Raw genomic sequence first — 15,629 nt, forward strand, 5'->3', positions numbered from 1 at the left:
GCGATGGCCAAGGCACCGCACGGCAAGAACGAGCCGCCCAAGATCGTCATCGTCAAGAAGATCACGATGGTCGCCGCGGGCCACCACGGCGGCGCGTGGAAGGTGGCCTATGCCGACTTCGTGACGGCGATGATGGCGTTCTTCCTGCTGTTGTGGCTGCTGGGCGCGACGACGGAGAAGCAGCGCAAGGGCATCGCCGATTATTTCGCGCCCACGCTGCTCGACAACAAGCATGTCGGCATCGGCGGCAACGGCATCTTCGGCGGCGAATCGGTGCTGTCGAAGGAGAAGACCGGGCCCAAGGCCGGCACCGCCGACCCCGCGACCGCCGCGCTGGTGCTGGGCAACAGCGCCAACGACGAGCGCAACGGCTTCGGCAAGAAGGGGTCGCTGCGCAGCACGCAGGCGAAGGAGGACGTGAAGAACTTCGCGCGCCTGCGCCAGCAGGTCATGAAGCAGATCGCGCAGAACAAGGCGATGGCCAAGCTCGCCAAGCATATCCGCTTCACGATGACGCCCGACGGGATGCGCATCGACCTGGTCGACGATGCCGATTACTCGATGTTCGCGCTCGGCACGACGGCGCTGGACAGCAAGGCGTCGGACCTGATCGGGATGGTCGCGGCGGGGATCAAGGAAACGCCCAATCCGATCATGATCCGCGGCTATACCGACAGCCTGCCGTTCGGCGATCCGCGCGCGATGAACAACTGGATGTTGTCGTCGGGCCGTGCCGAGGCGACGCGCCGCCGGCTGGCGCTGGCGGGAATCCCGGACCAGCGGTTCAACCGGATCGAGGGCGTGGCCGACCGCGAGCCGATGATCGCCAGCAACCCGCAGGACCCGCGCAACCGCCGCGTCGCGATCACGCTCCTCTACCGCGCGGGCACGTTCGGCCAATGATCGCTCCCCGGCGCAGGCCGGGGAGCGGGAGGGCTCACGCGATCGCCGGCCGCGGATCCAGCCCGGTGCGGCGCGAGGCGTGACGGCGCAGCCCGATCAGCGGGCGGACGGGCCCGATCGCGCGCCCGACCAGGTAGAAGGCCCAGCACCCCGCCACCGTCGCGGCGACCAGCGTCACGGCGTCCAGCCAGATCGGCCATCCCGCGCCGCGCAGCCAGTAGGCGCCGAGCACGATGATCGACTGATGGACGATGTAGAAGGGGAACACCGCCTCCGTCAGCGTCCGGCGCCAGCGATGATCGCGGTTCCAGTGGCGGTCGGCGAACCCGATGAGCGCCGCGATCGCGGCCCATCCCTCCACCGCGCGCGCGATCGCGAAGACGGTGCCCCAGGGCGGCGGCATGGTATTGCCCGGCCAGCGGATCTCGATCCCCGCGACCAGCGCATAAGCGGCGACCGCGATCGCCGCCGACCACCGCCAGCGCCGCACGAAGCCGGCGATCGTGGCCGGCGCGCAGGCGAGCGCGAAACCGAACAGGAACGCGGGCAGGTACGTGGCGTGCGCGACCCAGTCGCCGACCAGCGCATGCGTCTCGCGCCCGCCCGGAAACAGCACGAAGTTCACCAGGATCATCCACGCGATCGGCACCAGCAGCAGCGCCGGCCCCCGCATCGCGAAGGCGAAGCCGCGCTGTATCGCGCCGCGGACCCCACCCGGCAGGACGGTCGCCAGCAGCGCGAGCACCAGCGTGTAGACCCACAGATAGCCGACGAACCACAAGTGGTTCCACACGGGCAGCACCATCGGCCCGACGCGACCGAAGCGGAAGAAGTCGTGCACCCAGAAATGCCAGAAACCCTGTGTATAGCCGTATTTCAGCGACAGCTCGACCCAGGGCTGGACGGGGACGATCACCGCCACGCCGAAGGCCAGCGGCACCAGCAGCCGCAGCGTGCGCTGGCGCGCGAACCGCCACGGCACCTTGTTGCGCAGGAACAGCGCGCGGCTGGCATAGCCCGACACGACGAACAGCAGCGCCAGTCGCCACGGATTCGACGCCATCATCGGCACCGCCACCCACCAGGCGCCGGGCAGCTTCGCATGGAAGTCCCACGGCACGAAGACCATACCGACATGGTACAGGATCAGGATCGCGAACGCCCCGATGCGAAGCCAGTCGAGGCCGTAATGTCGCTGCATCCTCGCGTGCCTAGCATCGCCGGATCACGCAGGCGACTTTGAACTGTCGCGCGAAGGGCGTATGGGGGCGGGATGTCGATCCGTCCGTGGCGTGACATCACGCGTCGAGAATGCCGCCAGATCATGGTCGGCAACGTCCCCGTCGGCGGGGGCGCCCCCGTCACCGTGCAGACGATGACCAACACCCCCACCAGCGACGCCGCCGCGACGATCGCGCAGATCCGCCGCTGCGAGGAGGCGGGGGCGGACATCATCCGCGTCAGCTGCCCCGATACCGACAGCACCGCCGCGATGGGGCAGATCGTCCGCGCCGCGCAGGTGCCGATCGTCGCCGACATCCACTTCCACTACAAGCGCGCGCTGGAGGCCGCGGACGCGGGCGCGGCGTGCCTGCGCATCAACCCCGGCAACATCGGCTCGTCCGACCGCGTCGCGGAGGTGGTGCGCGCCGCCAAGGCCAACGGCTGCGCGATCCGCATCGGCGTGAATGCGGGCAGCCTGGAGAAGGACCTGCTGGAGAAATACGGCGAGCCGTGCCCCGAGGCGCTGGTCGAGTCGGCGCTCGACCATATCAAGCTGCTCCAGGACCACGACTTCCACGAATACAAGGTCGCGGTGAAGGCGTCGGACGTCTTTCTGGCGGTGGCGGCGTATCAGCAGCTGGCCGAGGCGGTCGACTGCCCGCTGCATCTGGGCATCACCGAGGCCGGCGGACTGATCGGCGGCACCGTCAAGTCGTCGATCGGGTTGGGATCGCTGCTGTGGTTCGGCATCGGCGACACGATCCGCGTCTCGCTCTCCGCCGAACCGGAGGAAGAGGTCCGCGTCGGGTTCGAGATCCTGAAGGCGCTGGGCATCCGCAACCGCGGCGTCCGCGTCGTCAGCTGTCCGTCCTGCGCACGGCAGGGCTTCGACGTCATCCGCACCGTCCAGGCCCTGGAGGAGCGGCTCCAGCATATCCGCACTCCGATGAGCCTGTCGGTGCTCGGCTGCGTCGTCAACGGTCCCGGCGAGGCGCGCGAGACTGACATCGGCATCACCGGCGGGGGTAACGGCAAGCACATGGTCTATCTGTCGGGCGTCACCGACCACCATGTCCAGGACGCCGACATGATCGAGCATATCGTCAGGCTGGTCGAGGCGAAGGCCGCCGAGATCGATGCGGCGGACGCAGCATCGAAACTGGCGGCGGAATAGGTCCGATGGTATAGGCCAGGTCCTGGAGGGCCTGACATGACCTATCACGCAAAGGTGATCGCCGGCGGCAAGATCGTCATTCCGGCCGACTTGCGGCGGGAGTTGGGGATCAAAGAGGGCGACTCGCTCGCCATCGAGCGCGATGGCGATGGTGCGATGGTGTTGAAGACGTTCTCGCAGGTCGTCAGCGAAGTCCAGTCGGCCTTTCGGCCCTATCGTGATCCTGCCGTCAGCATCGTCGACGAACTGATCGCTGAACGCCGCGAGGAAGCGCGTCGGGAAGGCGAATGAGGGTCGTCATCGACGCCTCGGCGCTGCTTGCCTTGTTGTTCAACGAACCGGGAGCCGACATGGTCCTCGAGTTGGTGCGCGGCGCCTCGCTGTCGGCGGTCAATCTGGACGAAGTACTCCACACATGTGCCCGTCGCGGTATGGACGCTGGCGCCATCGTCAGCCACCTCGCGCGCTTGGAACTCGACATTCGCGCCTTCGATCACATGCAGGCGCGGATCAGCGCCGCACTTCATCCCCGCGCCCAGCCGATCGGACTCTCGTTTGCGGATCGCGCCTGTCTCGCGCTGGGGACGGTGATGCAGGCGATAGTTCTGACAGCAGATCGCGATCTTTCGACGTTCGATGCCGCCATCGACATCCGTCTGATCCGGTGACGCATTCGCGGCATCTGTCGCCCGCGGTCGCCTTTGCGGTGGCGGCGGCGGGGATCGGGCTGTTCTCGATCATGGATGCGTTCATGAAATCGATGACGCTGGCGATGGGTGTCTACAACGCGCTGTTCTGGCGCACGATGCTGTCGGCCGGGATCGGCGGTATCGCCTGGCGCGCAGGCGGCGGGGGTTTGCCGACGAGGCGCGCCGCCCGCCTGCACCTGATCCGCGGTGCGATCACGGCGGCGATGGCGCTGCTGTTCTTCTGGGGGCTGGCGCGCGTGCCGATGGCGCAGGCGATCGCGCTCAGCTACATCGCCCCCCTCCTCGCGCTGCTGCTCGGTGCGCTGGTGCTCAAGGAGCGGGTCGGCGCGCGGGTGATCGCGGCCTCGCTCGCCGCGCTGGCGGGGGTCGCCACCATCCTGGCGGGGCAGTCGCGGATGGCGCTGGGGCCGGAGGCGTTCGCCGGCGCGCTGGCGATCCTCGCCTCGGCGATGCTCTATGCGGTCAACCTGATCGTCGCGCGGTTGCAGAGCCAGGCGGCGCGACCGGGCGAGATCGCCTTCGTCCAGTCCGCGATCGTCACGCTGATCCTCGCCTGCGCCGCGCCGTGGCTGGCGCAATTTCCGCCATCGCCGCAATGGTGGAAGATCGCGGTCGCCGCCTGTCTCGCCACCGCGTCGCTGTTCCTGCTCGCCTGGGCCTATGCACATGGCGAGGCGGGGTATCTGGCAACGACCGAATATACCTCCTTCGTCTATGCCGCGGTGCTCGGCTGGGCCATCTTCGGCGAGCGCGTCGCGATCACCACGCTGGTGGGCGCGGGCGTCATCATCGCGGCGTGCCTTTGGGGTGCCCGCCGCGCCGCCTTGCCGCTAGAGGCGACGGCATGACCGTCACCATCCGCCCCGCCGCGCCCGCCGACGTCCCCGCGATCCTGGGCTTCATCCGCGACCTCGCCGCGTTCGAGCGCGAGCCGGAGGCGGTGAAGTCGACCGAGCCGATGCTCCACGATGCGCTGTTCGGCGCCGATCCCGCGGTAGAGGCGCTGATCGCCGAGCGTGACGGCCAGCGCGTCGGTTTCGCGATCTTCTACCGAACCTTTTCGACATGGACCGGCAAGCGCGGCATCTGGCTCGACGATCTGTATATCGCGCCCGACGCCCGGGGCTCTGGCGCGGGCGCGGCGCTGCTACGGGCGCTGGCGGGGATCGCGGTCGATCGCGGCTATGCGCGGTTCGAATGGTGGGTGCTCGACTGGAACACGCCGGCACTCGATTTCTATCGGGCGAAGGGCGCGGTGCCGCAGGACGAGTGGACCGTGCAGCGGGTCGACGGCGATGCCTTGCGACGGCTTGCCGGGCGGGACTGACGCATGGCGTGGCTGTGGCTGATCGCGGGGGGACTGTTCGAGGTCGGGTTCACCACCTGCCTGCGCAACGCGGACGGCTTCCGGCACGTCGGCTGGACGCTGGGATTCCTCGCCTCGGTCACGATGTCGATGCTGCTGCTGGAGGTGGCGGCGCGGAGCATCCCGATGGGAACGGCCTATGCGGTCTGGACCGGGATCGGCGCGCTCGGCACCGTCGTCGTCGGGATCGCTTTCTATGGCGAGGCGGCGACCCCGGTACGGCTGCTGCTGATCGTGGGGGCGGTGGCCTGCATCGCCGGGTTGAAGCTGACGGCGGTGCAGTGATGGCGATCGACGACGGGCTGGTCGACTGGGTGGCGGAGGCGATGGCCCCCGACGGCGTGGTCACGCGCCGCGCCATGATGGGCGGTGCCACGCTCTACCTCGACGGGGTGGTGTTCGCGATCGTCGGTGGCGACGGCAGCCTGTGGTTCAAGGCCGACCGCGAGAGCGACGCAATCTGGGACGAAGCGGGCTGCGCGCGCTTCACCTATGCGCGCGGCGACGGCAGTACGGCGACGATGAACTATCGCCGCGCGCCGGACGATTGCCTCGACGATGCCGACGCGCTGCGCGAATGGGGGTCGCTCGGTGCCGCAGCGGGACGCCGCGCGCCGCAGAAGAAGCGGAAATAGGGGGCTTTGCGGCCGCCATGGCGAGCGTGGTGAAGCAATCGCTACGCTCGCCATGACGCTGCGCGCTGCTTACCGCCCCGGAACGTCGTGGTCGTGCGGCTCCTCGCCCTCGGCCTTGGCGGCCTTGTAGCGCTCGATCGCCTCCAGCGTGATGCGACGCGCTTCCTCGCGGTCGCCCCAGGTGCCGATGCGCACCCACTTCTTCTTTTCCAGATCCTTGTAGTGGGTGAAGAAGTGCTCGATCTGCTCGAAGACGATCTCGGGGATGTCCTCGCGCCCGGCGACGTTGGAATAATAGGGGAAGGTCGAATCGACCGGCACGCAGACCAGCTTCTCGTCGCCGCCGGCCTCGTCCTCCAGGTTCAGCACCGCGATCGGGCGCGCGCGCACGACGCAGCCCGGGATGAACGGCGAACGCGCGATGACCAGCGCGTCGAGCGGATCGCCGTCGGGCGACAGCGTGTGGGGCACGAAGCCGTAATTGGCCGGATAGCGCATCGGCGTATGGAGGATGCGGTCGACGAACAGCGCGCCCGACGCCTTGTCGAACTCGTACTTCACCGGCTCGCCGCCGGTCGGCACCTCGATCACCACGTTCAGGTCGTCGGGCGGGCTCTTGCCCACCGGGATCAGGTCGATACGCATTCTCTTCCCCTCAGGAGACGCAGAAAACCGAAACGCCCCGCCGGTCAGCGGGGCGCGAGCAGACGATCGAGGCCGCCGTCGCCGGTGCCGACCTTCTCGAGCCGCGGGTAGCGCAAGCCCCCGTGATAGTCGAGCGCCACCGAGCGGTATGCCTCGCCGCGCTTCACGGTGAGCGGGATCGGCGTCTTCGTCCCCCTTGCCGCGACGATGGCGGCCTTCATCCGGTCGGCCGACCAGGCCTGTCCGTCGACGGCGACGATCTGATCCGCCAGCGTCAGCCCGGCGTCGAACGCGGGGCCGTCCCACGTGACCGAGGTGAGCCCGCCGTCGGCATTGGCGACGAACCCGCCCGACCAGGTCAGGTTGGTGTTCTTGGCGCTCGTCTCACCGGCCTTGAACGAGGGCGTGGGCGTGTCGGTGTAGATCAGGCGGTAGCCGTTGCGCGTGAAGCCGTCGAGCGGCGCCCCCGCGGCATGTTCGGTCAGCCGCTTGTCCAGGTAACCGGCCCAGTCCCACGGCACGATCTGGTTCAGCGTCGCGGCGACATCGGCGATCGTGTAGGTCACCTCGCCCCAGTCGCCGTCGCGGATGCCGAAGAAGGCGCGCGCGAAATCGTCGATCGACTTCGTGCCGCCCGACTTCTCGCGCAGCAGCGAATCGACGTCCATCCAGACCAGCAGCCCTTCGTTGTAATAATCCTCGCTCCGCTGCCAGCTGGTCCAGCCCTTGGGCTTGCGCGAGGAGATCACGGGATCGTTGGTGGTGTCGAGCAGGTCGCGCCACTGGCGCGCGGGCTGGCTGTCGTAGGTCGCCATGATCGCGGCATATTGGTCCAGCGTGTCCTGCTTGCTGACCATCCCCGATCGCGCCTGGAGCACATAGCCCCAGAATTGCGTCTGCCCTTCATAGACCCACAGCAGAGAGCCGCGCATCGGCGTACGGTAATCCGGGGTCCACAGATCCGCGCCGCGACGGAACTTGCCGTCCCAGCTGTGGGTGAATTCGTGCGGCAGCAGGTTGCGGCGGCCGGGACCGTCGTTCCACTTGGTGAAATAGCCCGGCGTCACGCCGTTCTCGCTCGATCGGTGATGCTCCAGCCCGATGCCGCCCAGCTGATCGGTGATCGACAGCAGGAATTCGTATCTGTCGTAATGCTGCGCGCCGAAGGTCTTCACCGCCTGCTCGACCAGCCGCTGGTGTGCGGCGATCTGCTCGGGCGTGGCGGCCAGCTCCGCGGGATCGTCGGCGAAGACGTTGAGGTTCACGCGCGGCGTCAGCGGCCACACCTTGCCGTACTTGCCCGCCAGGATCGGCGAATCGATCAGTATCTCGTAGTTGGTGGCGTCATAGGTATAGGTCGCGCCCGCCACCTTCGCCGGGAGCGCGCCCGCCGCGGTCCAGCCCTGCGGATAGGTGACGGTCATCTGGATCGGGATCGCCCGCGTGAAATAGCCCGCCGGATACAGGCTGACCGAATTGGGCTGGAGCGAGATCATCGTCGGCGTCATCACGATGCGACCCTGATCGGGCTTCGTCGCGGAGACGAACTGGAACGCCGCCTCGATCGTCCTCGCACCCGCCGGTACGTCGATATGGAAGGCGAAGACGTCGACCGGATCGCGCGTCCATTCCACGCGCCTGCCGCCCGCGGTGATGACGAGGCCGGCGAGCTTCTCGATCTCGCCGCGCGGGGAATGCGCGCCGGGCAGCCATTTCGGAAACAGCAGAGTCATCGGCCCCGCCTGCGGCACCGGGATCGTCTCCTTCACGCGGAAGATGCCGCGGCGCGTATCGGTCGCGTCGACGCTCAGCCGGATCGTGCCGGGAAAGGGCACGTCGCGCGCCGCCGGGATCGTATCGACGAAGGGCACCGGCTGCGGCGCGGAATTGCCCGCGGGAACTTGTGCGACGGCGGCGGAGGCGGAGGCGAGCAGGAGGGCGGCGGTCAGCGATCGGATCATGTCGGGGGGCGGCCTCTGGATAATGTCGTTACATTCGTGACGTAACGGGGGGAGGGGTCAGTTGCCACCCCCCAGCACGTTGATGCTGAACGCGATCACGCCCAGGTTGAAGACGAACGCGGCGAGGCATTGTCCGGTGACGATGCGGCGGATGCGCGTGTCGCTGATCGAGACGTCCGAGGTCTGGAACGTCATCCCCAGCGTGTAGCTGAAGTAGAGGAAGTCCCAATAGTCGGGCGTGTCGGTGCCGGGGAAGTCGATCCCGCCCTCGTCCTTGCCCGCGTCGTCGGGGCTGTAGAAGAGATGCGCATAGTGCAGCGCATAGACCATGTTGGTGAACAGCCACGCCAGCGCCAGCGTGGCGATGGCCAGGACGATCGCGACGGTATCGTTCTTGCCCTTCAGCTCGTCATGGACCGCCAGCAGGATCACGATCGACACCGCCCCGCTGATCGCGAGCAGCAGCGCGCGGTTGGCGTCGTTCGCCTGCGCGGCGCGGCGCATCCGCTGCGGCGTACCGCGCCCGAACAGCGAGAGGACCGCGATCAGGAAGACGGCGGCGGCGATGTCGAACCCGCCCATCACCGCGCGGCCCCGCCCCGCCATCTGCCACAAGGCGGCGGTGCTGACGGCGAAGACGACCATGAACAGGACGAAGCGCGGCGGTGCCACGCGCTGTCCCAATCCCCACCAGCGATGTGGTTCGTGCATGGGCGGTTCGTGCATGGCGATCGGCGCTAGCGGAACGCGAAGCGCTCGCCTAGATACGCGCACCCATCATGGCCCGTATCCAGACCCCCGCCCGCGTCCGCGGCACCCAGGACATCTTCCGCGACGAGGAACGCCGCTTCGCGCACGTCCTCGCCACCTTCGACCGCGTGCGCCGCCTCTACGGCTTCGAACGCGTCGAAACCCCGGTGTTCGAGGATACGCAGGTCTTCGCCCGCTCGATCGGCGAGACGACCGACGTCGTGTCGAAGGAGATGTATTCCTTCCCCGACAAGGGCGGCGATTCGCTGACGCTGCGTCCGGAATTCACCGCCGGGATCGTGCGCGCCTACATCACCAACGGCTGGCAGCAATATGCGCCGGTGAAGGTCGTCACCAGCGGTGCGGTATTCCGCTACGAGCGCCCGCAGAAGGGCCGCTACCGCCAGTTCCATCAGATTGACGCCGAGGTCCTGGGTGCGACCGAGCCGGCGGCGGATGTCGAGCTGCTGACGCTCGCGGACCAGTTGCTGGCCGAACTGGGGATCGAGGGCGTGACGCTCCAGCTCAATACGCTGGGCGACGCGGCGACGCGCGACGCCTGGCGTGACGCGCTGGTCGCGCACTTCGAGGCGCATCGCGGCGACTTGAGCGAGGACAGCCTGACGCGGCTGGCGAAGAACCCGCTGCGCATCCTCGATTCCAAGGATCTGCGCGACCGCCCGGTGGCCGATGCCGCGCCGGGGATCGATGCCTATATGAGTGCGGAGGCCGGCGCCTTCTTCGAGACGGTGCAGAAGGGGCTGGATGCCGCCGGCGTGCGCTGGACCCGCAACGAGCGGCTGGTGCGCGGGCTGGACTATTACCGCCACACCGCGTTCGAGTTCGTCACCGACCGGCTCGGCGCGCAGGGTACGGTGCTGGCGGGCGGGCGCTACGACGGGCTGGTGGAATCGCTCGGCGGGCCTGCTACCGCGGGGGTGGGCTGGGCCGCGGGGGTCGAACGGCTGGCGATGCTGATCGATGAGCCGCCGGCGGCGCGCCCGGACGTGGCCGTGGTGGTCGAGGACGACCGCGCCCACGACGCCGCGGTGGCGGCACTCGCCCGGTTGCGCCGCGCGGGCGTTTCGGCACAGCTGGTGGCGACCGGATCGCCCAGGAAGCGCTACGACCGCGCTGCGAAAGCTAGTCCCAGATCATTCTTGGTTTTCACAGACGCACCTGAGCCATCGATCCGTATTTTGATGAAAGACGTGCTGAGTGATGAATTGGATCGGCACGAAGAGTTGAACAACAAGGTGCGTAGCGTGCTCGGAATGAGCAAACTCGGCGCATGACCAGCATCTCGATCGACCGGATCCGCCAGATCGAGGCGCGGCGCGACGAGCTGGCGGCGATGATGGCTACCGGGGCGCTGGAGGGTGACCGCTTCGTCCAGGTGTCGAAGGAATATGCCGAGCTTGAGCCGGTGGCGCAGGCCGCGGGCGAGGTGCGCCGGCTGCGGCAGGAGGCCGACAGCCTCGCGCACATGACCGGCGATGCCGATGCCGAGCTGCGCGCGATGGCGGAGGAGGAACTACGCGAGAACCGCGTCGCGCTGGAGGGTGCCGACCGCCGCCTCGCGCTCGCGCTGCTGCCGCGCGATGCCGCGGACCAGCGCTCGGCGATGCTGGAGGTGCGCGCCGGCACCGGGGGCGACGAGGCGGCGCTGTTCGCGGGCGACCTGTTCCGCATGTACCAGCGCTATGCCGAGCGGCAGGGCTGGCGCGTCGAGCTGATCTCCGCATCGGACAGCGACGCCGGCGGCTACAAGGAAGTCGTCGCCAGCGTGACCGGCTCCGGCGTGTTCGCGAAGCTCAAGTTCGAAAGCGGTGTCCACCGCGTCCAGCGCGTGCCGGTGACCGAGAGCGGCGGGCGCATCCACACCTCCGCTGCGACCGTCGCGGTGCTGCCCGAGGCGGAAGAGGTCGACGTCCAGATCGACGAGGCGCGCGACCTGCGGATCGACGTCTATCGCTCGTCCGGGCCCGGTGGCCAGTCGGTCAATACCACCGACAGCGCGGTGCGCATCACCCACCTGCCGACCGGGCTGGTCGTGATCCAGCAGGACGAGAAATCGCAACACAAGAACAAGGCGAAGGCGCTGAAGGTCCTGCGTACCCGGCTGTACGAGGCGGAGCGCGAGCGACTGGCGGCGGAGCGTTCGGGCACGCGCAAGGCGATGGTGGGATCGGGTGATCGTTCCGAGCGGATCCGCACCTACAATTTTCCGCAGGGGCGAGTGACCGATCACCGCATCAACCTGACGCTGCACCGCCTGCCGGAGATATTGCAGGGCGAGATGGACGAGCTGATCGGGGCGCTGGTGGCGGAGGACGAGGCGGAACGGCTGGCGACGCTGGAGGCGTAGACGCGGGCTGGCCTGTCGCGCCCCGCGACAGGATTCGGCCAAGCCCGGCCGGCGGGCGTTGGAAAGAGTTCGCGCAGAGCACGCAAAGGACGCAGAGATGGCTCGCCCCGCCAATTCCTTCCGTCATTCCCGCGCAGGCGGGAATCCAGACGCGCCGGCGGAGGTCGTTTCGAGCGAAGGCGCGAAGAGGTTGCGGAACAGGTGAGGTCGTGATCCCCAGAGAGACGGAAGGGCGCTGCCGCGCCGTGGTTCGATGACCGACACGCGTGCCGCGCTGCGCGAGGCCGCCGCGCGCTTCGCCTTTTCGGATACCCCCCGGCTCGATGCGGAGCTGCTGCTCGCCCACGCGCTGGGCATCACGCGCGAGCGGTTGCTGCTGACGCCGGGCGACCATCTCGTGCCGCCTGCCTTCGCCGCGCTCGTCGAGCGCCGCGCCGCGCATGAGCCGGTCGCCTATATCACCGGCATCCGCGCCTTCTGGACGATCGACCTGCTGGTCGGCCCCGGCGCGCTGGTGCCGCGCGCGGACAGCGAAACGCTGATCGAGGCGGCGGTGGCGCATTTCTCTGGCGGGGAGGGGCCGCGGCGCGTGCTCGATCTCGGCACGGGTCCGGGCACGTTGCTGTTCGCGGCGCTGGCCGAATGGCCGCGCGCGACGGGGCTGGGCGTGGACGCGAGCGAGGCGGCGCTCGACTGGGCGCGGCGCAACGCCGCGGCGCTGGACATGGACGGCCGGGTCGTGTTGCGTCGCGGCGACTGGGGGGCGGGGATCGCCGGGGCGTTCGACCTGGTGCTCGCCAATCCGCCCTATATCGCGACCGACGCCGAGCTGCCGCGCGAGGTGCGCGCGCACGAGCCCGCGAGCGCGCTGTTCGCGGGCGCCGACGGGCTGGACGACTACCGCGTCATCGCGCGCCAGCTGCCGGCGCTGCTCGCGCCGGAGGGCGTCGCCTGTATCGAGATCGGCTGGGACCAGCACGAAAGCGCGGCCGCGCTGTTTCGCGGGTCAGGGCTGGCCGTCGCGGTGCGGCACGACCTGGCGGGACATCCCCGCTGTCTGGTCGCGACGCACCCGGCGGGTTGAAAAGCCGGGCGGCGACCCAATATTTCCCTTTGAGAACGCCTGCCGAACGGCTAGGGATGGCGGCGGGGACGCGAACCTGATGGCATCTCGATGCCGGATCGGGCAGCCGACCCTCCCTCTCGTCGACAGTCGCTGCAGTCCGGCGACCGTGGCAGGTGCCCGCCGCGCGCTTTGGCGCAGGCGGTTCGCCGGGGATGACTGCAACCCTTACCCGATGCCGATGGCCGGGGGGAGCAAGTGCCGGTTTTGGTTCCAGGACGAGGACAGTGATTTGATCAACAACCGTCAGAACGGTCGCCGTCGCGGCCGTGGTGGTAACCAGCGCCCCGGCGGCGGTGGCGGACAGGGCCAGCGCGACAGCGGCAACCGGATCGACAGCCGCGCCCGCGGCAATGCGGCGCAGCTGCTCGAGAAATATCGCAACATGGCGCGCGATGCGCAGATGTCCGGCGACCGGGTGAACACCGAATATTACCTTCAGTTCGCCGATCACTATTTCCGCGTCCTGGCCGATCAGCGTGGCCGCAACGACGACCAGCCGATGCCCCGCCATCTGCGCAACGACCTCGATCAGTTCGACGATAGCGACGATTTCGGTGACGAGGGCGAGCCGATCCGCAGCGAGGATCAGGTCCGCGCCAGCGAGGGCGACAGCCGTCCCCGGCGCGACGAGCGCCCGCGATCGGATCGCGATGACCGCCCCCGGACAGATCGTGACGATCGTCAGCGCGACGGGCGCCAGCGCGACGACCGCCAGCGCGACGATCGCCAGCGTGAGGATCGCCCGCGGGGTGATGAGCGCCAGCGGGACAACCGCCATGACGGCCGCGGCGAGCATCGCAACGGCTATGCCGAGCGGAACGTCGAGCGCGCCGAGCCGCGGGTCGAGCGCGATGCCGACACGCCCGTCGCGGCGGCTCCGGTCGTCGAGGCCGCGGCGGCGGAAGAGGCGCGCACCCCGCGCCGCCGCACGCGCAAGCCGCGCGAAGAGGCGGCGGGCGAGCAGGTCGCGTTCGACATCGATCGCCTGCCCCCGTCGCTCGGCGTGTCGGCTGCACCGGCCGAGCCGGCGGCCGACGCTCCCGCTCCCGCCGCTCCCGCTTCCGCCGCTGATACCGGAGAGGAAGCGCCCAAGCCGCGCCGTCGTCGCGTGCGCACCGCGGTGGAGGCGACTCCGGCCGAATAGGCCGTCGCGCCCGACGCCGGAATGTCCCCGACCCCGCGCTTTTCCTTGGAAAGCGCGGGGTTCGTGCGTTCAGGGAGTGGCGTCGAACGTGTCGACCGCCTCGTCATGGCCGGTGCCCGAGCTCATGAAGGCCAGCCCCATCAGCGCCCCCGCCATCGCCACCGATCCGACGACCCCGCCGAACGTCGCCGCGGTCGCGATCCAGCCCAGCGTGCCATAGGCCCGCCCGAGCAGCCACACCGCCATTATCGCCGCGACCACGCCCACCAGCGTGACCGCGGCCAGGATACGGCGGAACCGCCGCCACGCCCAGCGCGCGCCATGCGGATCGTCCAGTCCGGAAATCGCCGGCGTGCCGCCCCCGATGCGGCTGTCATCGCGATGTGCCATGGTTATTGTCTTTGCGCCCAAAGCTGGGATGATACCAGCCTGCGCGGCACCAGAACCGCGCCGGAGAGGAGCTGGATCATGACCATCGCCGCCATCCTGAAGGACAAGGGCCGGGAGGTGACATCCGTCACGCCGGATACGCCGGTGTCGCGCGTGATCGCGCTGCTGGCGCAGCACCGCATCGGCGCGGTGCCGGTGATGGCGGATGGCGAGGTGCGGGGGATCTTCTCCGAACGCGACGTGATCGGGATGCTGGCGCAGGGCGCGACCGCGCTCGACACGACGGTGGGCGAGGTGATGACCGCGCCGGCGATGACCGTGTCGCCTCACGAAAGCGTGATCGGCGCGCTGGCGCTGATGACGAAGCGGCGCATCCGCCACCTTCCCGTGCTGGACGACCGGCAGGTGGTCGGGTTGGTCTCGATCGGTGATCTGGTGAAATACCGCATCGACCGGATCGAGGCCGACGCCGCGGCGATGCGCGACTACATCCAGCAATCCTGAGCTACCGGCGCGCGAGCGCCGCCAGCTCGCGCACCAGCGAGCGGGCAAGGATCAACAGCGCGGCGGCATAGGCGGCCACGCCGACCACCACCAGCACCGCGAGCCGCGGGACCGCCGCGAGCGGCGGCAGGCTCCGGTCGATCGCGATCACGATCGCCGCCATCGCCAGCGCGGCGGTGGCCGCCGGACGCACCGCGCGGAACACGTCGACGCCCCGCGCCCCGATCGCCGGCAGCGCACGACGGCTGCCCAGCAACAGATACAGCGGTGCCCCCACGCACCACGCCATCGCCAGTCCCGTCGCGCCGCCCCCGACCCCCACCGCGAAGGCCGCCGCCATGATCGCCGCGCCTGTCGCGCCGTTGCGCACGCTGATCCCCGGGCGCCCGATCGCGTCGCACGCGGGTTGATACAATACCTGCATCGTCATGAACGGCATCGCCAGCGCCAGCACCCGGACGACGGGGATCGCCTCGCGCCATTTCTCGCCCAGCATCGCCAGCACCAGCGGCTCCGCGGTGGCGGCCAGCCCCAGGTAGAAGGGCAGCGCCGCCGCCATGACCACGCGGACGCCCTTGACGAACGCCTGCGCCCTCGCGTCGGCATGGTGTTGCAGGCGGGCGTAGGCGGAGAAGGCGACGTCGTTGAGCGCGGGCACGAACTTGGCGACGACGATCTGCGCCAGGAACAGGCTGGTCGTGTAGATGCCCAGCAGATGCGCGGAGAAGT

Annotated in this window: 19 protein-coding genes (1 of these 19 cut by a window edge); 13 read left to right on the forward strand and 6 right to left on the reverse strand. The window is 69.1% G+C overall.

The window, feature by feature from the left end:
* Positions 1 to 3 precede the first annotated feature (3 nt).
* Positions 4 to 903 (forward strand): flagellar motor protein MotB, encoded by a 900-nt coding sequence (locus tag PGN23_RS02845; RefSeq protein ID WP_335301331.1) that lies wholly within the window; start codon positions 4 to 6, stop codon positions 901 to 903.
* A 34-nt stretch (positions 904 to 937) separates the two neighbouring features.
* On the opposite strand, the gene PGN23_RS02850 is transcribed toward PGN23_RS02845, so the two are convergent.
* The gene (locus tag PGN23_RS02850; RefSeq protein ID WP_335301332.1) at positions 938 to 2,104 is read right to left on the reverse strand and encodes an acyltransferase family protein; all 1,167 of its coding nucleotides are present in this window, start codon (positions 2,102 to 2,104) and stop codon (positions 938 to 940) included.
* A 72-nt stretch (positions 2,105 to 2,176) separates the two neighbouring features.
* On the opposite strand from PGN23_RS02850, the gene ispG reads away from it, so the two are divergent.
* From ispG to PGN23_RS02885, 7 genes are read left to right on the forward strand one after another with little or no spacing between them, the layout of a single operon-like run.
* Complete coding sequence (gene ispG, locus PGN23_RS02855) at positions 2,177 to 3,301, forward strand: flavodoxin-dependent (E)-4-hydroxy-3-methylbut-2-enyl-diphosphate synthase (protein ID WP_335301333.1); 1,125 nt, start codon at positions 2,177 to 2,179, stop codon at positions 3,299 to 3,301.
* A 36-nt stretch (positions 3,302 to 3,337) separates the two neighbouring features.
* Positions 3,338 to 3,592 (forward strand): AbrB/MazE/SpoVT family DNA-binding domain-containing protein, encoded by a 255-nt coding sequence (locus PGN23_RS02860; protein WP_335301334.1) that lies wholly within the window; start codon positions 3,338 to 3,340, stop codon positions 3,590 to 3,592.
* On the forward strand, positions 3,589 to 3,969 hold the full coding sequence (locus PGN23_RS02865; RefSeq protein ID WP_335301335.1) for a type II toxin-antitoxin system VapC family toxin: 381 nt from the start codon (positions 3,589 to 3,591) through the stop codon (positions 3,967 to 3,969). Before PGN23_RS02860 ends, PGN23_RS02865 begins: the two co-directional genes overlap by 4 nt.
* Positions 3,966 to 4,859: a DMT family transporter gene (locus PGN23_RS02870; protein WP_335301336.1), complete on the forward strand. Its 894-nt coding sequence runs from the start codon at positions 3,966 to 3,968 to the stop codon at positions 4,857 to 4,859. The genes PGN23_RS02865 and PGN23_RS02870 overlap by 4 nt, the downstream gene beginning before the upstream one ends.
* Positions 4,856 to 5,338: a GNAT family N-acetyltransferase gene (locus PGN23_RS02875; RefSeq protein ID WP_335301337.1), complete on the forward strand. Its 483-nt coding sequence runs from the start codon at positions 4,856 to 4,858 to the stop codon at positions 5,336 to 5,338. Before PGN23_RS02870 ends, PGN23_RS02875 begins: the two co-directional genes overlap by 4 nt.
* 3 nt (positions 5,339 to 5,341) lie before the next feature.
* Entirely contained in the window at positions 5,342 to 5,662 is a 321-nt protein-coding gene (locus tag PGN23_RS02880; protein ID WP_335301338.1) for a DMT family transporter, read from the forward strand.
* Positions 5,662 to 6,012, forward strand: coding sequence for a TfoX/Sxy family protein (locus PGN23_RS02885; RefSeq protein WP_335301339.1), 351 nt, complete (start codon positions 5,662 to 5,664; stop codon positions 6,010 to 6,012). The genes PGN23_RS02880 and PGN23_RS02885 overlap by 1 nt, the downstream gene beginning before the upstream one ends.
* Before the next feature lie 69 nt (positions 6,013 to 6,081).
* Here PGN23_RS02885 and ppa read toward each other — a convergent pair whose 3' ends face one another.
* The 3 genes from ppa to PGN23_RS02900 are packed head-to-tail and all read right to left on the reverse strand — an operon-like array spanning position 6,082 to position 9,329.
* Positions 6,082 to 6,657, reverse strand: coding sequence for an inorganic diphosphatase (ppa, locus tag PGN23_RS02890; RefSeq protein ID WP_335301340.1), 576 nt, complete (start codon positions 6,655 to 6,657; stop codon positions 6,082 to 6,084).
* Between the two features lie 44 nt (positions 6,658 to 6,701).
* Entirely contained in the window at positions 6,702 to 8,618 is a 1,917-nt protein-coding gene (locus PGN23_RS02895) for a M61 family metallopeptidase (RefSeq protein WP_335301341.1), read from the reverse strand.
* A gap of 57 nt (positions 8,619 to 8,675) precedes the next feature.
* Positions 8,676 to 9,329 carry a DUF1345 domain-containing protein gene (locus tag PGN23_RS02900; protein WP_335301342.1) on the reverse strand — a complete coding sequence of 218 codons (654 nt, stop codon included), beginning with the start codon at positions 9,327 to 9,329 and terminating at the stop codon, positions 8,676 to 8,678.
* Between the two features lie 68 nt (positions 9,330 to 9,397).
* Between PGN23_RS02900 and hisS the strand changes: the two genes are divergently transcribed.
* The 4 genes from hisS (at position 9,398) to PGN23_RS02920 (ending at position 14,006) form a co-directional block, all read left to right on the forward strand.
* Positions 9,398 to 10,663, forward strand: a complete 1,266-nt coding sequence (gene hisS / locus PGN23_RS02905; RefSeq protein ID WP_335301343.1) for a histidine--tRNA ligase — start codon at positions 9,398 to 9,400, stop codon at positions 10,661 to 10,663.
* Positions 10,660 to 11,736: a peptide chain release factor 1 gene (prfA, locus tag PGN23_RS02910; protein ID WP_335301344.1), complete on the forward strand. Its 1,077-nt coding sequence runs from the start codon at positions 10,660 to 10,662 to the stop codon at positions 11,734 to 11,736. The genes hisS and prfA overlap by 4 nt, the downstream gene beginning before the upstream one ends.
* Positions 11,737 to 11,989: 253 nt before the next feature.
* The gene (gene prmC, locus PGN23_RS02915; protein WP_335301345.1) at positions 11,990 to 12,820 is read left to right on the forward strand and encodes a peptide chain release factor N(5)-glutamine methyltransferase; all 831 of its coding nucleotides are present in this window, start codon (positions 11,990 to 11,992) and stop codon (positions 12,818 to 12,820) included.
* Positions 12,821 to 13,091: 271 nt separating this feature from the next.
* On the forward strand, positions 13,092 to 14,006 hold the full coding sequence (locus PGN23_RS02920; protein WP_335301346.1) for a DUF4167 domain-containing protein: 915 nt from the start codon (positions 13,092 to 13,094) through the stop codon (positions 14,004 to 14,006).
* A 69-nt stretch (positions 14,007 to 14,075) separates the two neighbouring features.
* Here the strand turns inward: PGN23_RS02920 and PGN23_RS02925 are convergent, their stop codons facing one another.
* Positions 14,076 to 14,396, reverse strand: coding sequence for a hypothetical protein (locus PGN23_RS02925; protein ID WP_335301347.1), 321 nt, complete (start codon positions 14,394 to 14,396; stop codon positions 14,076 to 14,078).
* 78 nt (positions 14,397 to 14,474) lie between these two features.
* Between PGN23_RS02925 and PGN23_RS02930 the strand changes: the two genes are divergently transcribed.
* On the forward strand, positions 14,475 to 14,900 hold the full coding sequence (locus PGN23_RS02930; protein WP_335301348.1) for a CBS domain-containing protein: 426 nt from the start codon (positions 14,475 to 14,477) through the stop codon (positions 14,898 to 14,900).
* A 1-nt stretch (position 14,901) separates the two neighbouring features.
* Here PGN23_RS02930 and PGN23_RS02935 read toward each other — a convergent pair whose 3' ends face one another.
* A protein-coding gene (locus PGN23_RS02935) for a lipopolysaccharide biosynthesis protein (RefSeq protein WP_335301349.1) crosses the window boundary here: on the reverse strand, positions 14,902 to 15,629 show its 3' end. The gene runs 751 nt beyond the window's last position; only the last 728 of its 1,479 coding nucleotides appear in the window; its start codon lies off the right edge, out of view; it ends in the stop codon at positions 14,902 to 14,904.

Source organism: Sphingomonas adhaesiva (assembly GCF_036946125.1).
GTDB classification, from domain to species: Bacteria; Pseudomonadota; Alphaproteobacteria; order Sphingomonadales; family Sphingomonadaceae; genus Sphingomonas; species Sphingomonas adhaesiva_A.

Coding starts and splice junctions, on each gene's coding strand:
- PGN23_RS02845 (WP_335301331.1), top strand. CDS start 4: ATGGCCAAGGCACCGCACGGCAAGAACGAGCCGCCCAAGATCGTCATC.
- PGN23_RS02850 (WP_335301332.1), bottom strand. CDS start 2,104: ATGCAGCGACATTACGGCCTCGACTGGCTTCGCATCGGGGCGTTCGCG.
- ispG (WP_335301333.1), top strand. CDS start 2,177: ATGTCGATCCGTCCGTGGCGTGACATCACGCGTCGAGAATGCCGCCAG.
- PGN23_RS02860 (WP_335301334.1), top strand. CDS start 3,338: ATGACCTATCACGCAAAGGTGATCGCCGGCGGCAAGATCGTCATTCCG.
- PGN23_RS02865 (WP_335301335.1), top strand. CDS start 3,589: ATGAGGGTCGTCATCGACGCCTCGGCGCTGCTTGCCTTGTTGTTCAAC.
- PGN23_RS02875 (WP_335301337.1), top strand. CDS start 4,856: ATGACCGTCACCATCCGCCCCGCCGCGCCCGCCGACGTCCCCGCGATC.
- PGN23_RS02880 (WP_335301338.1), top strand. CDS start 5,342: ATGGCGTGGCTGTGGCTGATCGCGGGGGGACTGTTCGAGGTCGGGTTC.
- PGN23_RS02885 (WP_335301339.1), top strand. CDS start 5,662: ATGGCGATCGACGACGGGCTGGTCGACTGGGTGGCGGAGGCGATGGCC.
- ppa (WP_335301340.1), bottom strand. CDS start 6,657: ATGCGTATCGACCTGATCCCGGTGGGCAAGAGCCCGCCCGACGACCTG.
- PGN23_RS02895 (WP_335301341.1), bottom strand. CDS start 8,618: ATGATCCGATCGCTGACCGCCGCCCTCCTGCTCGCCTCCGCCTCCGCC.
- PGN23_RS02900 (WP_335301342.1), bottom strand. CDS start 9,329: ATGCACGAACCACATCGCTGGTGGGGATTGGGACAGCGCGTGGCACCG.
- hisS (WP_335301343.1), top strand. CDS start 9,398: ATGGCCCGTATCCAGACCCCCGCCCGCGTCCGCGGCACCCAGGACATC.
- prfA (WP_335301344.1), top strand. CDS start 10,660: ATGACCAGCATCTCGATCGACCGGATCCGCCAGATCGAGGCGCGGCGC.
- prmC (WP_335301345.1), top strand. CDS start 11,990: ATGACCGACACGCGTGCCGCGCTGCGCGAGGCCGCCGCGCGCTTCGCC.
- PGN23_RS02925 (WP_335301347.1), bottom strand. CDS start 14,396: ATGGCACATCGCGATGACAGCCGCATCGGGGGCGGCACGCCGGCGATT.
- PGN23_RS02930 (WP_335301348.1), top strand. CDS start 14,475: ATGACCATCGCCGCCATCCTGAAGGACAAGGGCCGGGAGGTGACATCC.